Origin of the sequence: Micromonospora sp. U21 (assembly GCF_018070045.1) — a bacterium.
Lineage (GTDB): Bacteria > Actinomycetota > Actinomycetes > Mycobacteriales > Micromonosporaceae > Micromonospora.
Window position 1 is genome coordinate 38,267 of the sequence record NZ_JAGPYK010000033.1, and the last position, 14,005, is coordinate 52,271.

At 68.5% G+C, this 14,005-nt stretch carries 15 protein-coding genes and 2 pseudogenes; 11 read left to right on the forward strand and 6 right to left on the reverse strand.

Annotated features, from left to right (window positions below):
- The gene (locus tag KBX63_RS29215; RefSeq protein WP_210916798.1) at positions 1 to 456 is read right to left on the reverse strand and encodes a hypothetical protein; all 456 of its coding nucleotides are present in this window, start codon (positions 454 to 456) and stop codon (positions 1 to 3) included.
- A gap of 116 nt (positions 457 to 572) precedes the next feature.
- Between KBX63_RS29215 and KBX63_RS29220 the strand changes: the two genes are divergently transcribed.
- The 3 genes from KBX63_RS29220 to KBX63_RS29230 all read left to right on the forward strand — a co-directional run bounded on the left by KBX63_RS29220 (position 573) and on the right by KBX63_RS29230 (position 2,817).
- Positions 573 to 1,088, forward strand: coding sequence for an RNA polymerase sigma factor (locus KBX63_RS29220; protein WP_210916799.1), 516 nt, complete (start codon positions 573 to 575; stop codon positions 1,086 to 1,088).
- Entirely contained in the window at positions 1,081 to 1,785 is a 705-nt protein-coding gene (locus tag KBX63_RS29225) for a hypothetical protein (RefSeq protein ID WP_210916801.1), read from the forward strand. The genes KBX63_RS29220 and KBX63_RS29225 overlap by 8 nt, the downstream gene beginning before the upstream one ends.
- A gap of 843 nt (positions 1,786 to 2,628) precedes the next feature.
- Entirely contained in the window at positions 2,629 to 2,817 is a 189-nt protein-coding gene (locus tag KBX63_RS29230; protein ID WP_210916802.1) for a hypothetical protein, read from the forward strand.
- Here KBX63_RS29230 and KBX63_RS29235 read toward each other — a convergent pair.
- Both KBX63_RS29235 and KBX63_RS35645 read right to left on the reverse strand, forming a co-directional pair.
- Complete coding sequence (locus tag KBX63_RS29235) at positions 2,796 to 3,410, reverse strand: flavoprotein (protein WP_210916803.1); 615 nt, start codon at positions 3,408 to 3,410, stop codon at positions 2,796 to 2,798. The two genes, KBX63_RS29230 and KBX63_RS29235, sit on opposite strands and share 22 nt — an antisense overlap.
- A gap of 168 nt (positions 3,411 to 3,578) precedes the next feature.
- Positions 3,579 to 4,481, reverse strand: coding sequence for a transposase (locus KBX63_RS35645; RefSeq protein WP_307871879.1), 903 nt, complete (start codon positions 4,479 to 4,481; stop codon positions 3,579 to 3,581).
- Between the two features lie 534 nt (positions 4,482 to 5,015).
- On the opposite strand from KBX63_RS35645, the gene KBX63_RS29245 reads away from it, so the two are divergent.
- Entirely contained in the window at positions 5,016 to 6,986 is a 1,971-nt protein-coding gene (locus KBX63_RS29245; RefSeq protein ID WP_307871880.1) for a KUP/HAK/KT family potassium transporter, read from the forward strand.
- 58 nt (positions 6,987 to 7,044) lie between these two features.
- On the opposite strand, the pseudogene KBX63_RS29250 reads toward KBX63_RS29245, so the two are convergent.
- Positions 7,045 to 7,812: pseudogene (locus KBX63_RS29250) on the reverse strand (transposase family protein); the annotation flags it as partial.
- A gap of 350 nt (positions 7,813 to 8,162) precedes the next feature.
- Here KBX63_RS29250 and KBX63_RS29255 point away from each other — a divergent pair.
- On the forward strand, positions 8,163 to 9,176 hold the full coding sequence (locus KBX63_RS29255; protein WP_307871881.1) for an IS110 family transposase: 1,014 nt from the start codon (positions 8,163 to 8,165) through the stop codon (positions 9,174 to 9,176).
- Between the two features lie 74 nt (positions 9,177 to 9,250).
- On the opposite strand, the pseudogene KBX63_RS29260 reads toward KBX63_RS29255, so the two are convergent.
- Positions 9,251 to 9,529 (reverse strand): annotated as a pseudogene (locus KBX63_RS29260) (IS3 family transposase); the annotation flags it as partial.
- Between the two features lie 149 nt (positions 9,530 to 9,678).
- On the opposite strand from KBX63_RS29260, the gene KBX63_RS29265 reads away from it, so the two are divergent.
- The 5 genes from KBX63_RS29265 (at position 9,679) to KBX63_RS29285 (ending at position 12,876) form a co-directional block, all read left to right on the forward strand.
- The gene (locus KBX63_RS29265; RefSeq protein ID WP_210916806.1) at positions 9,679 to 9,999 is read left to right on the forward strand and encodes a hypothetical protein; all 321 of its coding nucleotides are present in this window, start codon (positions 9,679 to 9,681) and stop codon (positions 9,997 to 9,999) included.
- Between the two features lie 177 nt (positions 10,000 to 10,176).
- Complete coding sequence (locus KBX63_RS29270) at positions 10,177 to 11,025, forward strand: DUF4352 domain-containing protein (RefSeq protein ID WP_210916808.1); 849 nt, start codon at positions 10,177 to 10,179, stop codon at positions 11,023 to 11,025.
- A gap of 267 nt (positions 11,026 to 11,292) precedes the next feature.
- Entirely contained in the window at positions 11,293 to 12,234 is a 942-nt protein-coding gene (locus tag KBX63_RS29275; RefSeq protein WP_210916810.1) for a reverse transcriptase domain-containing protein, read from the forward strand.
- Positions 12,144 to 12,548: a group II intron maturase-specific domain-containing protein gene (locus tag KBX63_RS36905; protein ID WP_210916811.1), complete on the forward strand. Its 405-nt coding sequence runs from the start codon at positions 12,144 to 12,146 to the stop codon at positions 12,546 to 12,548. The genes KBX63_RS29275 and KBX63_RS36905 overlap by 91 nt, the downstream gene beginning before the upstream one ends.
- A gap of 16 nt (positions 12,549 to 12,564) precedes the next feature.
- Positions 12,565 to 12,876, forward strand: a complete 312-nt coding sequence (locus tag KBX63_RS29285; RefSeq protein WP_247663590.1) for a hypothetical protein — start codon at positions 12,565 to 12,567, stop codon at positions 12,874 to 12,876.
- Positions 12,877 to 12,926: 50 nt separating this feature from the next.
- Here the strand turns inward: KBX63_RS29285 and KBX63_RS29290 are convergent, their stop codons facing one another.
- Positions 12,927 to 13,601 carry an HNH endonuclease family protein gene (locus KBX63_RS29290; RefSeq protein WP_210916812.1) on the reverse strand — a complete coding sequence of 225 codons (675 nt, stop codon included), beginning with the start codon at positions 13,599 to 13,601 and terminating at the stop codon, positions 12,927 to 12,929.
- Between the two features lie 278 nt (positions 13,602 to 13,879).
- Between KBX63_RS29290 and KBX63_RS36110 the strand changes: the two genes are divergently transcribed.
- On the forward strand, positions 13,880 to 14,005 hold the full coding sequence (locus KBX63_RS36110; protein WP_256443193.1) for a hypothetical protein: 126 nt from the start codon (positions 13,880 to 13,882) through the stop codon (positions 14,003 to 14,005).

Genomic DNA, 14,005 nt, shown 5'->3' on the forward strand with positions numbered 1-14,005 from the left:
TCAGTAGCTGTACGGGTCGGTGCCGGAGTACGTGGGCGACCCACCATCGCCGCCCGCGCTGGGCGAGGGCGCCGGCCCGCCGCCACCCCCGACGGTGATCGGCGTGGTGGCCTCGGCCCCGGCCGGGGAGTGGTTGGCGTTGCGCAGCGACACGTGCATCGTGTGCTGGCCCGAGGGCGCGTCGCTGATCCGGGTGGTGCTCGACTCGACGATGAGGTAGTCGGATTCGTTGTCGTCGAACCAGATGTGGACGTGGTGCTGGCCAGACTCGCTCGGGCCGAGCGGCACGCTGCTGTCGACCTTGACGGTGAACGGGGTGGACACGGTAGCGCCGCTGACGGGCTCGACGACGAGGACCGACAACTCGCCGCTGTCGCCCCCGGTCGCGCCGTTCGGTCCGGTGCAGGCGGCCAGTGTGGCCAGCATCGCCACGCCTATCGCAATCTTGAGTCTCATACCAGTACTACCTGCGTCGGCCTGGGGAGGGATTTCTCGCCCAGGAGAGATCCCGCAACGACGTGTCGTGCGTAGTACTGAATGTGGGTGTCAGTGACGAGGCTCTGGTCGCTGGGATGGCGGCCGGGGACCCGCAGTCCACGGCGAGCTTCGTGCGCCGCTTCCAGGCCCGGGTATACGGCCTGGCGGTGAGTATCGTCGGGGTCACGGCCACGGCCGAGGACGTCGCCCAGGAGGCGTTCGTGCGGGCGTGGCGGTACGCCGGCGGCTACGATCCCCGCCGTGGCGCCGTGCTGCCGTGGCTGCTGTCCATCACCCGCAACGCGGCAATCGACGCGATACGGCTGCGCCGCGATCGCCCCTACGAGCCGGAGGTGATGGTGGCGCTGCTCACCGCCGCCGAAACCGCCACCACCGCACCGACCGACGAGGTCGCCGACGCCGACCGCATCCGCGTCGCCCTGCTCGAGCTGCCGCCCGAACAGGCCACGGCCGTCGTCCTGGCGATCTTCCACGGACTCACCGCCAAGGAGATCGCCGGGCGGCAGGGCCTACCGCTGGGCACCGTCAAGACCAGGATCAGGCTGGGCCTGTCCCGGCTGCGCGATCATTTCGAGGTACGTGATGAGTGAGCTGCCACAGTGCCCCGACGTGCGCGGCGTGCTCCCGGAGCTCGCCACCGGTGCGGCCGCCGGGGATGATCGGGCCTGGGCCCTGGCCCACGTGGCGCGCTGCCAGGACTGCCGCCGAGAACTTCACCACCTGACCACGACCGCCGATGCCGTCCTGCTGCTCGCGCCCTCCGTCGATCCCCCGCCGCAGTTCGAGAGCAGCGTCCTCGCCCGGCTGGACGCGGCTCCCGCGCCGCCACCCCGCCGGCGTTTCGTGGCCCGGCGGCGGGTCGTGGCGGCCCTGGCGATCGCGGTATCCCTGCTGGTCGGCGGCGGCGGCGGGGCGCTGTTCGTCCAGTCACGTACCGCAGAGGACCGGCGCCTAGCCGGCCAGTACCGGCAGACCCTCGCTGTCGCCAACGGTCGCTACCTCAAGGCAACCACCCTGACCACTGCCGACGCACGACCAGCGGGCACCGTCTTCCTCTACCAGGGGAATCCGTCCTGGGTGCTGGTCACCATCACCGCCGCGCCCGCCGACGGCCCCTACGCAGCCTTCGCCGTCAACCGTGCCGGCGCCATGCACCCGATCGGCACCTGCCAGGTCACCAACCGCACCGGAACTTACGGATACCAACTCCGACTGGCGGTCGCCGAGGTCAGCCAGATCCGCCTCCAGTCGGCCGACGCCGTGCTGACCGGGGCGCTGTCGCGTTAAGGGATCGTCAAGATCACTTGTCGCAAGACTTTCTGCAAGATCGAGCTTGGGGCCCACAACTCGGTCCACAGGATCGGGACAGAAGGTGTCCTATTGGCAGCCCTATCCAGCAACCGATGGCCGCCGATGATCGCCTCGGTCGCCCGCGCGCACCCGGAACTTCTGATCAGCAGGCTCCGGGCCGGCGGTGATCCGGCGCTGCAGCCGGGCGAAGCTGGTCCGCCCCCGCTCCCACACGATTAGCTTCCCGTCGGGGATCACCCTCTGCGGGAGGGTCTGGCGGATCGCCCGGGTGATGTCCGGGAGGTACGGGGTCAGTTTCTTGCCGGCGCGCGACTTGTGAACTGGCGCGAGGGGTCGGAGGTGCGCTGGTCGGTCCGCACCCGGTTCGGGCGCAAGGGGCCAGGATTGTTATCTAAAGATCATCGGGTACAGATCCGGCCCAACCGAGCGCGAGAACGGGTGCGAAGGCAATCGAGATCTGAGCGCGATCGGGGGGTGGTGCGCGTGCCCCATCCTGCCGTTGTCGATCAGTCGAGGAGGCGGCCATGGACTGGATCCGAACGAATTTGAGTCCCCTGGCGTTCGCTGCTGTCGCTCTCCTGTTCGCCCTGCCGTTCGCGGAGCTGAAGGGTGAGGCCAAGGAGTGGCGTGTGGCGGTGACCTGGACTGGTTGGGGATTGACCGTCGGTGGCGGGGGTCAGGTTCACCTGGAGACGCTGCTCTGGGATGGCAATCTTGGTCAGTACGTCATGCAGGAGGTGCCGAACGAGGCGCCGCAGATCGGTCCCGAAGAGCCCATCTACCTGCCGGGGCAACCGCTCTTCATGGTCGCCGCGCTGGGTGTCGTGGCCCGAGTTCGCCGCCGTCCGATACTTCCCGCTCAACGGCACCGACCACCGCACCCACGCCGAGCAGGACACCGCCATCGGCGCGTACATCCGTTGGCGCAACTACCGCGCCCAACCGAAATCCGGATTCGCCATCAACTCCAAGATCCGCCACCCGGACTACCCGTTCAAGGCTGCATGATGAGGCGCTAGCCGGACTGCCGCGCCAAGTTGTCGGCGGTGCGCTGTCGCTCTCCGGTGGGCTGTCCGGGGACCCGGGCGAACCGCGTCCAGGCGGAGATCACCTGTACGGCGGCGTGCCACGGAACCGGGTCGGCGACCTCGGAGGGCTCGGCGGGCCAGGTCACCGTCACGCCCCAGTGCCGCAGCCGCTCCAGGCTCTCCAGGAAGCCGGGCGAGCGCCGGATCCGGGGCCGGCACGGCGACGACCGGCAGGCCGACGGCGATCGCCTCGTTGAGCAGCCGCAGGCCCAGGTTGTCGTTGAGGCCGTACGCCCACTTGTTCACCAGGTCGAAGCTGGCAGGCACGACGGCGAAGGCGTCGGCCGGCGGCAGGGGATGGAGCGTCTCCGGCTGGTCGTCCTCGCGTACCGGATGGTGGGTGAGATCGGCGAGCCCGTCCCGGTCGATCGAGTCGACCGCGTCCGGGGTGGCGATGAGGTGGACCCCCGACCTCAACTCCTGGCAGGCCGTGATGAACGGTCCGAGCTCGACAGCGCGCTCGGCGTGGCAAACGACGAGGTGCAGGACAGGCGATCGTAACTTCCCGGGCATGGCGCTCCTATCGGCCTGAGAGGTCCCCGGCGCCAGTCGTGGCGAGAGCCGGCTGCGCGCCGGGACGTCGATCGCCCGCGTCACCGGCGATCTCGCCGATCGAGTGGCTCCGGATGTCCGTGTGGATCCCGAAGCCGAGAGTATCGAGCCGGCTGCGAACGCGAGCCGTTATCCAGTGAACTGGCTGGATGGGTGTGGCGCCGGCTCCATCCGAGGAGCTGACCGAGCGGTCGGCCGGGCGTCCTTAAGTGGAGGATTCGGCGGCGCGCCGCCGGGAATCAGGTCGCGGACCAGGACGTGCAGGCGGTTGAGGACGCGAATGCGTTCACCGGCCAGGTCGTCACGGCGTCCGGCCAGGAGCCGCAGGTGTGTGGTGTGGTCCTCGGCGACCACCGCGCGCAACCGCTTGTGGCGCATCGCGGCGTGCGCGACGCTGGCGGCGTCGGCGGGACCGCTCTTGCAGGCACCGCCGATGTCCAGCAGCCGGGCGCGAGCGGCGAGCGTGGCCGGCACGTCGACGACGTCTTCGCCGCCACCGACGAGCAGCTGGGCGATGCCGCGGCCAAGACCGGCGGCGCCTTCCACGGCAGACCGCCGCTGCGGCCAGCGGGCGGCCCACCCCATCAACGTCTTGTAGGTGCCGGCGTTGACCGCCACGCGTCTTACCGTCAACTGCCGGCCGGTGGCATCAGTGGGAGGAGGGCAGGGTCGCGCATCCCAGCCGGAGCACAGCGACCCGGGCAACCATGCTGACCCGCTGCTGGCCGGCAAGCAGGTGGGCGAGCCACCCCTCGGCTGGTGGTGTACGCGCCGGGAATCGGCCGCGGCGCCGAGGCCAATCGCCAAGGGCCGTCGCGACCGGCCGCGCAGCACATGCAGCTGTTTGTATGACTTCTCCAGGCCCTGGACCTGGATTACCGGCCCGGGAACCCGCCCGGTCGTCTGGTGAGGATCTTTGGACATGGCGCAAGCATGCAGGGTTGACGTTGCGTCAAGGTCGAGCCCGGCAGCCAGGCCAGGTCCTCCGCACGAATCTTGGACGGCGTCATGGTCGACCCACCACCCGCTCATCCGCTACTTACTGATCTGGCTTCACGACCTCCGCCACGGCGCGGCATTCCTCGCCTACGAAACCGGCGCCGGCCTCAAGACCGTGCAAGACCTCCTCGCCAGGCCGGCATCGTCACCACCGCCGACACCTACACCGCGTCGATGCACTGTGATTCTTGGCTCGGACGAAAGGCGTTCCGCGCCGCTCTCACCGCACCGATCAGCGGCTGAACCTGCGGCCGTCCGGCCGCCACTGCGCGTGGGCGGCCGGACGCCGACACCGTCGCGTCGCCCTGACCGCGTTGCCCGTACAGGCCGTGGCGTTCGCCCTGACGTCGATCAGACAACCGAGCGCAACCGCGCAACGCCGGCTGCCGCTGGCTCCGGCTGGAGTCCCCCGTCCGGGTACGGGAACCTCGTGTTTGTCACGCCGCCGACGCCGCAGCGGAGAGCTTGACGGTGGTGCTGTCCCTGCTGGTGCGGCAGGTCGTGCCCGTCGCCACCGATTCCGACATACGACCCGGGCAGTCGCGTACTGGTTGGTATGCCTGTGGGGTGGCGGAGCTATCGGACGACGAACAGCCCAGCCTGAGCCAGGGGCCGGCGAAGAGTGGCGAGCCGGCGTCCCGGACCGCGTCCGCAGGTCGTCGGACGGCCGGGCTCGGGCTGACGCTGGGCGCCCTGGGCGTGGTGTACGGCGATATCGGGACCAGCCCGCTGTACGCATTGAAGACGGTGTTCACCCTCGACCGTGGTCTCGTACCCACCGCGCCGGACGTGTTCGGCGTGATCTCGCTGGTGTTCTGGTCGATCATCCTGGTCGTGTCGGTCAAGTACGTGATCTTCATCCTGCGGGCCGACAACGAGGGCGAGGGCGGGGTGATGGCCTTGGCCGCGCTTGCCGGCAGAGTGCTGGTCAAGGGCAGCGAGAGGCGCGCCGCTACGGTGCTCGCGCTGGGGGCTCTGGGTGCTGCGCTGTTCTACGGCGACAGTGTGATCACTCCGGCGATCTCGGTGCTGTCGGCGGTGGAAGGGCTCGAGGTGATCTCCCCGGCGTGGGCGGTGGTGGTGCTCCCGGTGTCCGCGGTGATCCTCACCCTGCTGTTCGCCATCCAGCGTTGGGGCGCCGGACGGGTCGGGGCGGTGTTCGGGCCGATCATGCTGCTCTGGTTCGCGAGTCTGGCCGTCGCCGGCGCGGCTGAGGTGATCCGTAATCCGGGTGTGCTGGCCGGGCTTTCCCCCAGCTACGCGGTCCTGTTCTTCGTGGACCACCCCGTCGTCGCCTTCATCGCCATGGGCGCCGTGGTGCTGGCGATCACCGGCGCCGAAGCGCTCTACGCCGACCTGGGACACTTCGGTCACGCCCCGATCCGCCGGGCCTGGTTCGCGATCGTGTTTCCCGCGTTGACGCTGAACTACCTCGGACAGGGAGCGTTGATCCTCCGCTCACCCGCTAGCCGGGAGAACCCGTTCTTCCTGCTGCTACCGGACTGGGCGCAGCTGCCTATGGTCGTCGTGGCCACCGTGGCCACCGTCATCGCGTCCCAGTCGGTGATCTCCGGGGCGTTCTCGGTGTCCCGGCAGGCCATGCGGCTGGGCTTCCTGCCGCGCCTGCGCATCCGGCAAACCTCCCCTCACCAGTACGGGCAAATCTACGCGCCCGGGGTGAACTGGGCCCTGTTCGCGGCAGTCGTGCTGGTGGTGTTCGCGTTCGGCTCATCCACGAACCTCGCCGCCGCGTACGGGGTAGCGGTCACCGGCACGTTCCTGATCACCACGACCCTGTTCCTCGTCGTCGCCCGGGTCCAGTGGCACTGGAGCGCGCGGCGGCTGGTGCTGTTCGGGGTCGTCTTCGGCAGCCTCGAGCTGACCTTTTTCACCGCGAACCTCGCCAAGGTCACCCACGGCGGTTGGCTGACGCTGCTCATCGCGATCGTCCTGTTCACGCTCCTGCTGACCTGGCGGCGCGGAGCCAAACTGGTCACCGCCCGGCGCATCGAGCGCGAAGGCCCCCTGCGCGACTTCATCGACGGCCTACACGCCGCCAACACTCCACGGGTGCCGGGCACCGCCGTGTTCCCCCACCCGAACAAGGAAACCACACCCCTGGCACTGCGGGCGAACGTCGCGCACAACCACGTACGCCACGAGAAGATCGTCATCGTCACCGGTAACACCGCGAACGTCCCCCACATCCCGTGGGATCAGCGCCTCACCATCGACGATCTCGGCGACCCAGACGACGCCATCATCCACATCACCGCCGTCTTCGGCTTCCAGGACCCCACCGACTTCCCCGAGGTCCTGCGCCGCAGCGCCACCCACCCCCTCGCCGAAGGAATCGACTGCGACCAGGTCTCCTACTTCGTCTCGCGGATCACACTGCGCTGCACCCGTAGCCCGGGAATGGCCATCTGGCGTAAACGACTATTCATCGCACTCGCCCACAACGCCGCCAGCCACGCCGAGTTCCTGCACCTGCCCGAGGAACTCACCATCGTCCTCAACGCCGAAGTCCCCGTCTAGACTCCGCCTCGGCACGGGCCCTCCGCATGACACTCAACCAACAGGTCATTCGGTAGATCGTGTTCTCGACGTGGTGTAACACGAGGATGGCCTGCACGATCGCGGTGGCGCGGTGTGGGCAGCAGCGCAGCTTGGTCAGGATTTTCCAGGTTTTGAGGGTGGCGTTGGCGCGCTCGCCGATGGAGCGGATCCGGGCGTGGGCGCGGTTGACCTTCTTCTGCCAGCGGGAGAGTTTCGGCCGGTAGCGGTGGCGCTTGAACGGGGTTCGGATCGTGCCTCGGGCGCCTTGGTATGCCTTGTCAGCGAACGTCATCACGTTTGCGCTGGTCAGCGCGTTGATGATGGTGTGGGTGCGGGCCGCGGTCAGGTCGTGGACGGAGCCGGGCAGCGCTGCCGAGGCCCAGACCAGCCGGCCTGCCGGGTCAGCGATGACCTGCACGTTCACGCCATGGCGGTGGTGTTTGCCGCAGTAGTAGGGCTTCTGGTCGGCGACCCGGTCGATCGGGATGAGGGTGCCGTCGAGGATGGCATAGGTCGGCAGGCGGATTTTGTTCATCGCGGTGTCGAGGTCGTCTGCGGTGGCGGCGAGCAGGTCGATGGCTTCGCGGATGTATCGCCAGGCGGTGGTCACGCCTTTCTCGAATCCGCAGGCCAGGTGGGTCAGGGTGTCGCCGTTGCGCAGATGCGTCAGGGCGAGTAGGGCTTGCCGGCCGGGATCGAGTCGTCGCCATCGGGATCGCCGCTGGGTGCGGTAGGCCCGGATGAGGTCGGCCAGGTGGTTCAGGCTGCGGGTGGACAGTGGAATCGCGGCAGGGTATGACAGCACAGCGAGGCTACCGGTTGGGGCATCGGACGCTTCTATAGATGTGCCGGTTCCGGGAGGGATTGGTACCGGTAGGGTCCGGCGCCGGTGATCGACGAGTGACTCAACCAAGATCTGGCCGCCAGTGGTGTGCCGTTCATCGGACTTGTCCTCGTGGGTCGCCGGCCCGGCCCGGCCCACCTTGCTGGCCTGATCAGAAGCCTGTCCGCGTTGTCGCGTGACTCATCACAGATGTGCCGCCGGGTGACCGCCTCCCGGGCCGACGCCGTCCGAATGTCGTCCCATGCAGAGGAGATCTTGTGTCGTCCGTCCTGGCAGAACGACTCGCAGATCGCGTTGACGCGATCGTCGGCGTGGATACCCACACCGACACTCACACCGCGGCGGTGGTCTCGCCGGTCGGATCGGTTCTGTCCGAGCTCACCGTCACGGCCACAGCCGACGGCGTCGCCGACCTGCTGGCCTGGGCCCGTGAGCACACCGACGGACTCGGCTCCGGCCAGCGCGCCTGGGCTCTCGACAGCGCACGCTCGCACGGAGTCGGACTGCTGCGCGCGCTACGCACCGCCGGCGAGACCGTCTTCGAGGCGCCCAAACCCACGGCGACGGTTCGGCGGCGCGGCGGCAAGTCCGACTCCCTGGACGCGGTCCACGCCGCCCGAGCCGTCCTGGCCGCCGACCACACCGCTACGCCCCGCGCCGACGGCGACCGCGAGGCCCTGCGAATCCTGCACGCCTGCCGCCGCCACTACACCGACACCCGCACCGCCACGGTCAACCTGTTCAAGTCGCTGATCCTCACCGCCGACGACGAGTTGCGCGAGCAGTTCCGCAGCCGCAACACCGACCAGCAGGTCCGCCACGCTGCCTGCCTCACCGCCGCCGACGACACGGACGTACTCGCACGCCTGCGTCGTGAACAGCTGATCGCCCTGGCCACACAAATCCGCGACCTCGATCGGCTGCTGGCCGCGAACCTGCGCCAGATCCGCGACCTGGTCACCGCCATGTGTCCGGCACTGCTCGACCAGCCCGGCATCGGTCCCGTCACGGCCGCCGTCGCTCTGATCTCCTGGTCGCACCACGGCCGCGTTCGCAGCGAAGCCGCATTCGCTGCCCTCGCCGGGGTCAGCCCCGTCCCCGCCAGCTCAGGCCGCACCGTCCGCCACCGCCTGAACCGCGGCGGTGACCGGACACTCAACTCCGCCATCCACACCATCGCCAAGTCCCGCCAGCGCTACCACCAGCCGACCAAGGACTACATCACTCGCCGCACAGCCGAAGGTCGCACACCGCGCGAGATCATCCGCGTCCTCAAACGCTACATAGCACGCCAAATCTGGCGAACCATCCAAGCCACCCCTTGACAACAACCCTCACAGATCTTGGTCGACTGCTGTCTTACCGGGAGCCTCGCCTCGTGTCCACATCGAACCTCGTCCTACTCGTGACCTGCACCGCCACGATGAAAATGGCTCATTGTCTCAAACTCGATCGGGGTGAGTCGGTCGAGGCGTCGTTGGCGCCGGCGGCGGTGGTAGGTGCCTTCGATCCGGGTCACGATGGCCAGGCGTAGCTCGTGGCGGGTGTGCCAGCGTTGCCGGTCCAGGACGTTGCGTTGCAGCAGTGCGAAGAATGACTCCATCGCGGCGTTGCCCCCGCGGGCGCCGACCCGGCCCATCGAGCCAACCAGTCCGTTGCGGTGCAGCGCTTTGACGTAAGCCATCGCGCCGTCTCGGCGCCGCAGATCTTCCCGTCACAAGGTTCCAGACGGGCGGTAGGGCCACTGGCAGCCTCGCCAATCCGAGCAGCTGCTCCTCGGCCGGTTCGATCGGCGGGGACACGCGCTACACGGGAAGGACGCACCCGTTGGCGATGGTCCAACGCCGGGAGCTCGCGCCGCTGCTGTCCCCGCCCTGGTTGCCGAGCCGGGGCGTCGTCGCGCACCCCTGGCCGCAGCGGCTGCCGGCGAGTTGGAGCGGGCAGCTGGACCGACCCGAGCCGCTGCGCTACGTGCAGGTAGAGCCGGCGGTGGTGGGTGAGATCGAAGTGGACACCGCTTTCGAGCATCGGCGTTGGCGCCACCGGGTGTGGTACGTGCGACCGCGGCTGGACCTGTCGGTGTACGACGTGCCGCTGCTGTTCGGCGAGGACGCCGACCTGCTCTGGGATACTGCGGCCGGGGCGTGAGCAAGGCGGGTGACTCAACGGCTAACGGCGGCAATCTGATCTAGGTGTTTCCCCAGCTAACCGGCGTCTGCGTCAGGACAGCCGGATGAGTGCACTGTGCAACTACTGTGCGACTGTTGGCGCTATTGCGCTCAGTACACGGCAGCGCGACACCAAGCCTGGGAGACCTTCACACCAATGACGACCCCCTACGACCCTGCCCAAAATCAGCCGCCAGCCAACCAGCAGCCGATGCCGCCGACCGCGCAGTTCCCGCAGGTACCCGCCGGGCAGTACCCTCCGCCCGCCGGCCAGTTCCCTGCGCAGCCCGGCCAGACCTCGCCGCCGCCCGGCGGCTGGCACAACGTCGCGCCGGCGCCCGCCGCCCGCAAGCGCCCCGCCTGGCTGGTCCCGACCCTCATCGGCGTCGGCGCCATGGTGGCGCTGTGCTGTGGCATCGGCTCCGTCTCCGCCATGTTCGGCGACTCGAAGCCGGCGAGCGTGTCGGCGAGCGAGCCTCCGGCGGTGGCCAAGCCTGCGGACGCGACGACCACGGCGCCCGCCACGACCACCCCCGCCACGACCGCTGCCGCTCCAGCGCCGGCGAAGACCACCGCAGCCCCGGCGCCGGCGAAGCCGAAGACATTCGGCATCGGCGACAAGGTGCGCGGCGGTGACTTCGAGTTCACCGTCAAGAGCGTGAAGTGTGGGATCTCCCAGGTCGGCACCCAGTTCCTGAACACGAAGGCGCAGGGCGCCTTCTGCAAGGTCAGCGTGACCGTCAAGAACGTCACCAAGAGCGCGCACACTTTCCACGCCGACGGGACTCTCACCGCACAGGACGCCAGCGGCCGGAAGTACGAGGCCGACGGGGAGGCCGGGATCTACGGCAACAGCGACGGGCAGGGCTTTCTCGACGAGATCAACCCGGGCAACTCGGTGACCGCAAACGTCTACTTCGACGTGCCGAAGGGCACCAAGCTGAAGACGATCACGTTCGACGCCGGCCTGTTCACCCTCGCCGAGGACGCCGTCGTCACCCTCTGACCGGCCGCCCGGCCGAAATGCGTGACCTGGCTAGCAAGGTCGAGGTCACGGACGCCGGGCTAGCAACAGACGACAGCCCCGGAGAACCTCCGGGGCTGTCGCTGACATTGGCGTACTGACCCCGCCTACGAGAGCGGCCTGCGGAAGGTACGCGCGTTGAATGATCACCGAATGAGGCGAACCCTCATCATCGCGGCCACCGTGATCGGATTGGGTCGCTGACCTGCGATTGCCCTAAGCGTTCCCGCCGACTGAACCGTTTTCCAAATGACATCGACGTACCCGACCGGGGCAAGCTACGCCCGGACGGTCGGTGCGGAACCCTTCATGGGCATGATCCGGGAGGCGGTGCGGTCGGGACAGTTCCGGCCGCTCCCGGTGCGGGAGCGGCTGAGCCCGAAGCCGGGCAGTCTCAAGAAGCGCCGGTTGGGGATCCCGACCGTCGCGGACCGGGTCGTGCAGGCGTCGCTGAAGCTGGTGCTGGAGCCGATCTTCGAGGCGGACTTCCGTCCGTGCTCGTTCGGTTTCCGGCCACGCCGACGCGCTCAGGACGCGATCGCCGACATTCATCTTCTGACATCCAAGTCATATGAATGGATCTTGGAGGCGGACATCGAGGCGTGCTTCGACTCGATCGACCACGCGGCGCTGATGGCGCGGGTGCGTCGCCGGGTCGGGGACAAGCGCGTCCTGAGCCTGGTGAAAGCGTTCCTCAAGGCCGGCGTCCTCACCGAGGCCGGGTCCCGCGAGGAAACGCAGACCGGCACTCCGCAAGGGGGCATCCTGTCTCCGCTGTTGGCCAACATTGCCCTGTCCGTGCTGGACGACTTCGCCCAGCACGCGTGGCAGACGGTGATGTCGACGGGAGTTCTGCGAGCGAAACGCCGCCGGCGCGGCCAGCCGAACTGGCGGCTCGTGCGCTACGCAGACGACTTCGTCATCCTCGTGCACGGTGACCGGCGTGACGCCGAACAGCTACGCGACGAGGTGGCCGTGGTCCTCGCCGGAATGGGCCTGCGCCTGTCTCCGCCGAAGACCATGGTGGTCCACATCGACGAGGGCTTCGACTTCCTCGGGTTCCGCATCCAGCGGCACCGGAAACGAGGCACGGGTAGGCGATGCGTGTACACGTACCCGTCCAGAAAGCGGTCACCGCGATCAAGGACAAGGTCCGCGCGCTCACCCACAGCTCAGCACAAGCCGACCTGACCGCCCTGCTGGAACGCGTCAACGGCGTACTACGCGGGTGGAGCAACTACTTCAAGCACGGCGTGTCGAAGCGGACCTTGAGCTACCTCGGTGCCTTCAACTGCCGCCGAACAGCGATCTGGATCCGCAAACGACACCCGGGCCTGACGTGGAAGCACCTCCGACGGCGCTTCATGGCCGGCGGATGGACGATCACCGACGGACAGCTCACCCTGTTCAACCCGGCCTCGGTCACCGTCTTTCGGTACCGACGCCGCAGCGTGATCCCCAACCCCTGGACGCCTGCGACGCGTCGTCTGACCCAGCCGACGTGAGTCCGTGGAGAGCCGGATGCAGCGAGAGTTGCACGTCCGGTTCGGAGTGCGGGCCGAAGAATCGGACCAGACGAAAGTCCGGCACCGCGCTTCGGCCCGACCCCACTGGGGGCGCTTGGGCCGCCGGGATGTGTGGCTGACCCGTGAGGTCCGGTGGCAGGTCGTCGCCCGCGCCGGCGACAGCGAGAACGGCCGGGTGCTGCGCTGGGAGTTCGACACCGAGGCGGACGCCCTGGCGATAGTCAAGCGCCTCCTGGCCGCCGACGCGGGCGGCCAGTGGCGCAAGCAGGCCGGCGACAGCGCACCATCTTCACCACAGCAGGCGTAGTCCGGCCGGCGGGGCGTCCCGCGGAGGACGCCCCGCCGGTCGAGGGGCTGTCAGGAGCTGCAGGTGTTGAGCATGCTCTGCAGGGCTGACTTTTCCGAGGACTGCAGCTTGAGGCTCCAGTTGTACTTCACGGTGATCCACATCTTGCTGTAGGTGCACCGGTACGACGACAGGGACGGCTGCCAGGTCGACGGGTCCTGGTCGCCCTTTGACTGGTTGACGTTGTCCGTCACCGCGATCAACTGGGGGCGGGTGAGGTCGTTGGCGAAGCTCTGCCGGCGGCTGGTCGTCCAGGAGTTGGCGCCGGAGCGCCACGCCTCCGCGAGAGGGACGACGTGGTCGATGTCGACGTCGGAGGCCGCCGTCCAGGTCGCCCCGTCGTACGGGCTGTACCAGCGGCCCGAGGTCGCCGCGCAGGAGCTATTGACGACGACCGAGGTGCCGTCACGCTTAAGGACCTGCTCGCGGGTGTTGCAGCTACCGCTGATCGTGATCCAGTGCGGGAACAGGTCACGCGAGTAACCGCTCGTCGAACCCTGCGTCGCCACGGTCAGGGCGTTGAGCTGCGACTGCGCCGTCGCCTTCGACGGAATCCCGGGAGGCGTGGCCGACGCCGGCTGCGCACTGACGCCGACCAGTCCGGCGCCCGCGAGCGCGGCGAGGACGACTGCGGCGGCGTAGCGCGTGACGCCTGGGAAACGGGCTGAGACTTGGGTTACCCGCATGGGGGCCTCCTCGGCACTGGGTGGACGGCAACCGTCTCTGACGATCATGGCCATCGAAGGGCGTGTTTGTGAAGGGGTGAGGAAGCATCCACGAAGCTTCGAAGCGTTTCGCTGGCGTGCGGGCACGAGCTGGGCGCATCCGGAGGACCTCGTCCTGCTTCTCGTTCTGCTACCGCCATCGAGCGTTCGGCATCTTCCAGCGCCATCCCTGCGCGTCCCTCAACCATGGGAGAGGAGGTGAGCGAAATTCGGGTTCGATGTCGTGGTTAGGTCCTGCGGTGACCCCAGCCCGCCGGCGTGCCGGCGCCACCACCGAAGGGCTGCGTCCGCCGCTCACGCCGATGCTGGCGAAGGCCGTCGACGCTGTCCCTGAGGCATCGGACCTGGCCTACGAGCCGAAGTAG

Coding starts and splice junctions, on each gene's coding strand:
- KBX63_RS29270 (WP_210916808.1), top strand. CDS start 10,177: ATGACGACCCCCTACGACCCTGCCCAAAATCAGCCGCCAGCCAACCAG.
- KBX63_RS29215 (WP_210916798.1), bottom strand. CDS start 456: ATGAGACTCAAGATTGCGATAGGCGTGGCGATGCTGGCCACACTGGCC.
- KBX63_RS29285 (WP_247663590.1), top strand. CDS start 12,565: ATGCAGCGAGAGTTGCACGTCCGGTTCGGAGTGCGGGCCGAAGAATCG.
- KBX63_RS36905 (WP_210916811.1), top strand. CDS start 12,144: ATGCGTGTACACGTACCCGTCCAGAAAGCGGTCACCGCGATCAAGGAC.
- KBX63_RS29220 (WP_210916799.1), top strand. CDS start 573: ATGGCGGCCGGGGACCCGCAGTCCACGGCGAGCTTCGTGCGCCGCTTC.
- KBX63_RS35645 (WP_307871879.1), bottom strand. CDS start 4,481: ATGAGCGGGTGGTGGGTCGACCATGACGCCGTCCAAGATTCGTGCGGA.
- KBX63_RS29275 (WP_210916810.1), top strand. CDS start 11,293: ATGACATCGACGTACCCGACCGGGGCAAGCTACGCCCGGACGGTCGGT.
- KBX63_RS29235 (WP_210916803.1), bottom strand. CDS start 3,410: ATGCCCGGGAAGTTACGATCGCCTGTCCTGCACCTCGTCGTTTGCCAC.
- KBX63_RS29290 (WP_210916812.1), bottom strand. CDS start 13,601: ATGCGGGTAACCCAAGTCTCAGCCCGTTTCCCAGGCGTCACGCGCTAC.
- KBX63_RS29225 (WP_210916801.1), top strand. CDS start 1,081: ATGAGTGAGCTGCCACAGTGCCCCGACGTGCGCGGCGTGCTCCCGGAG.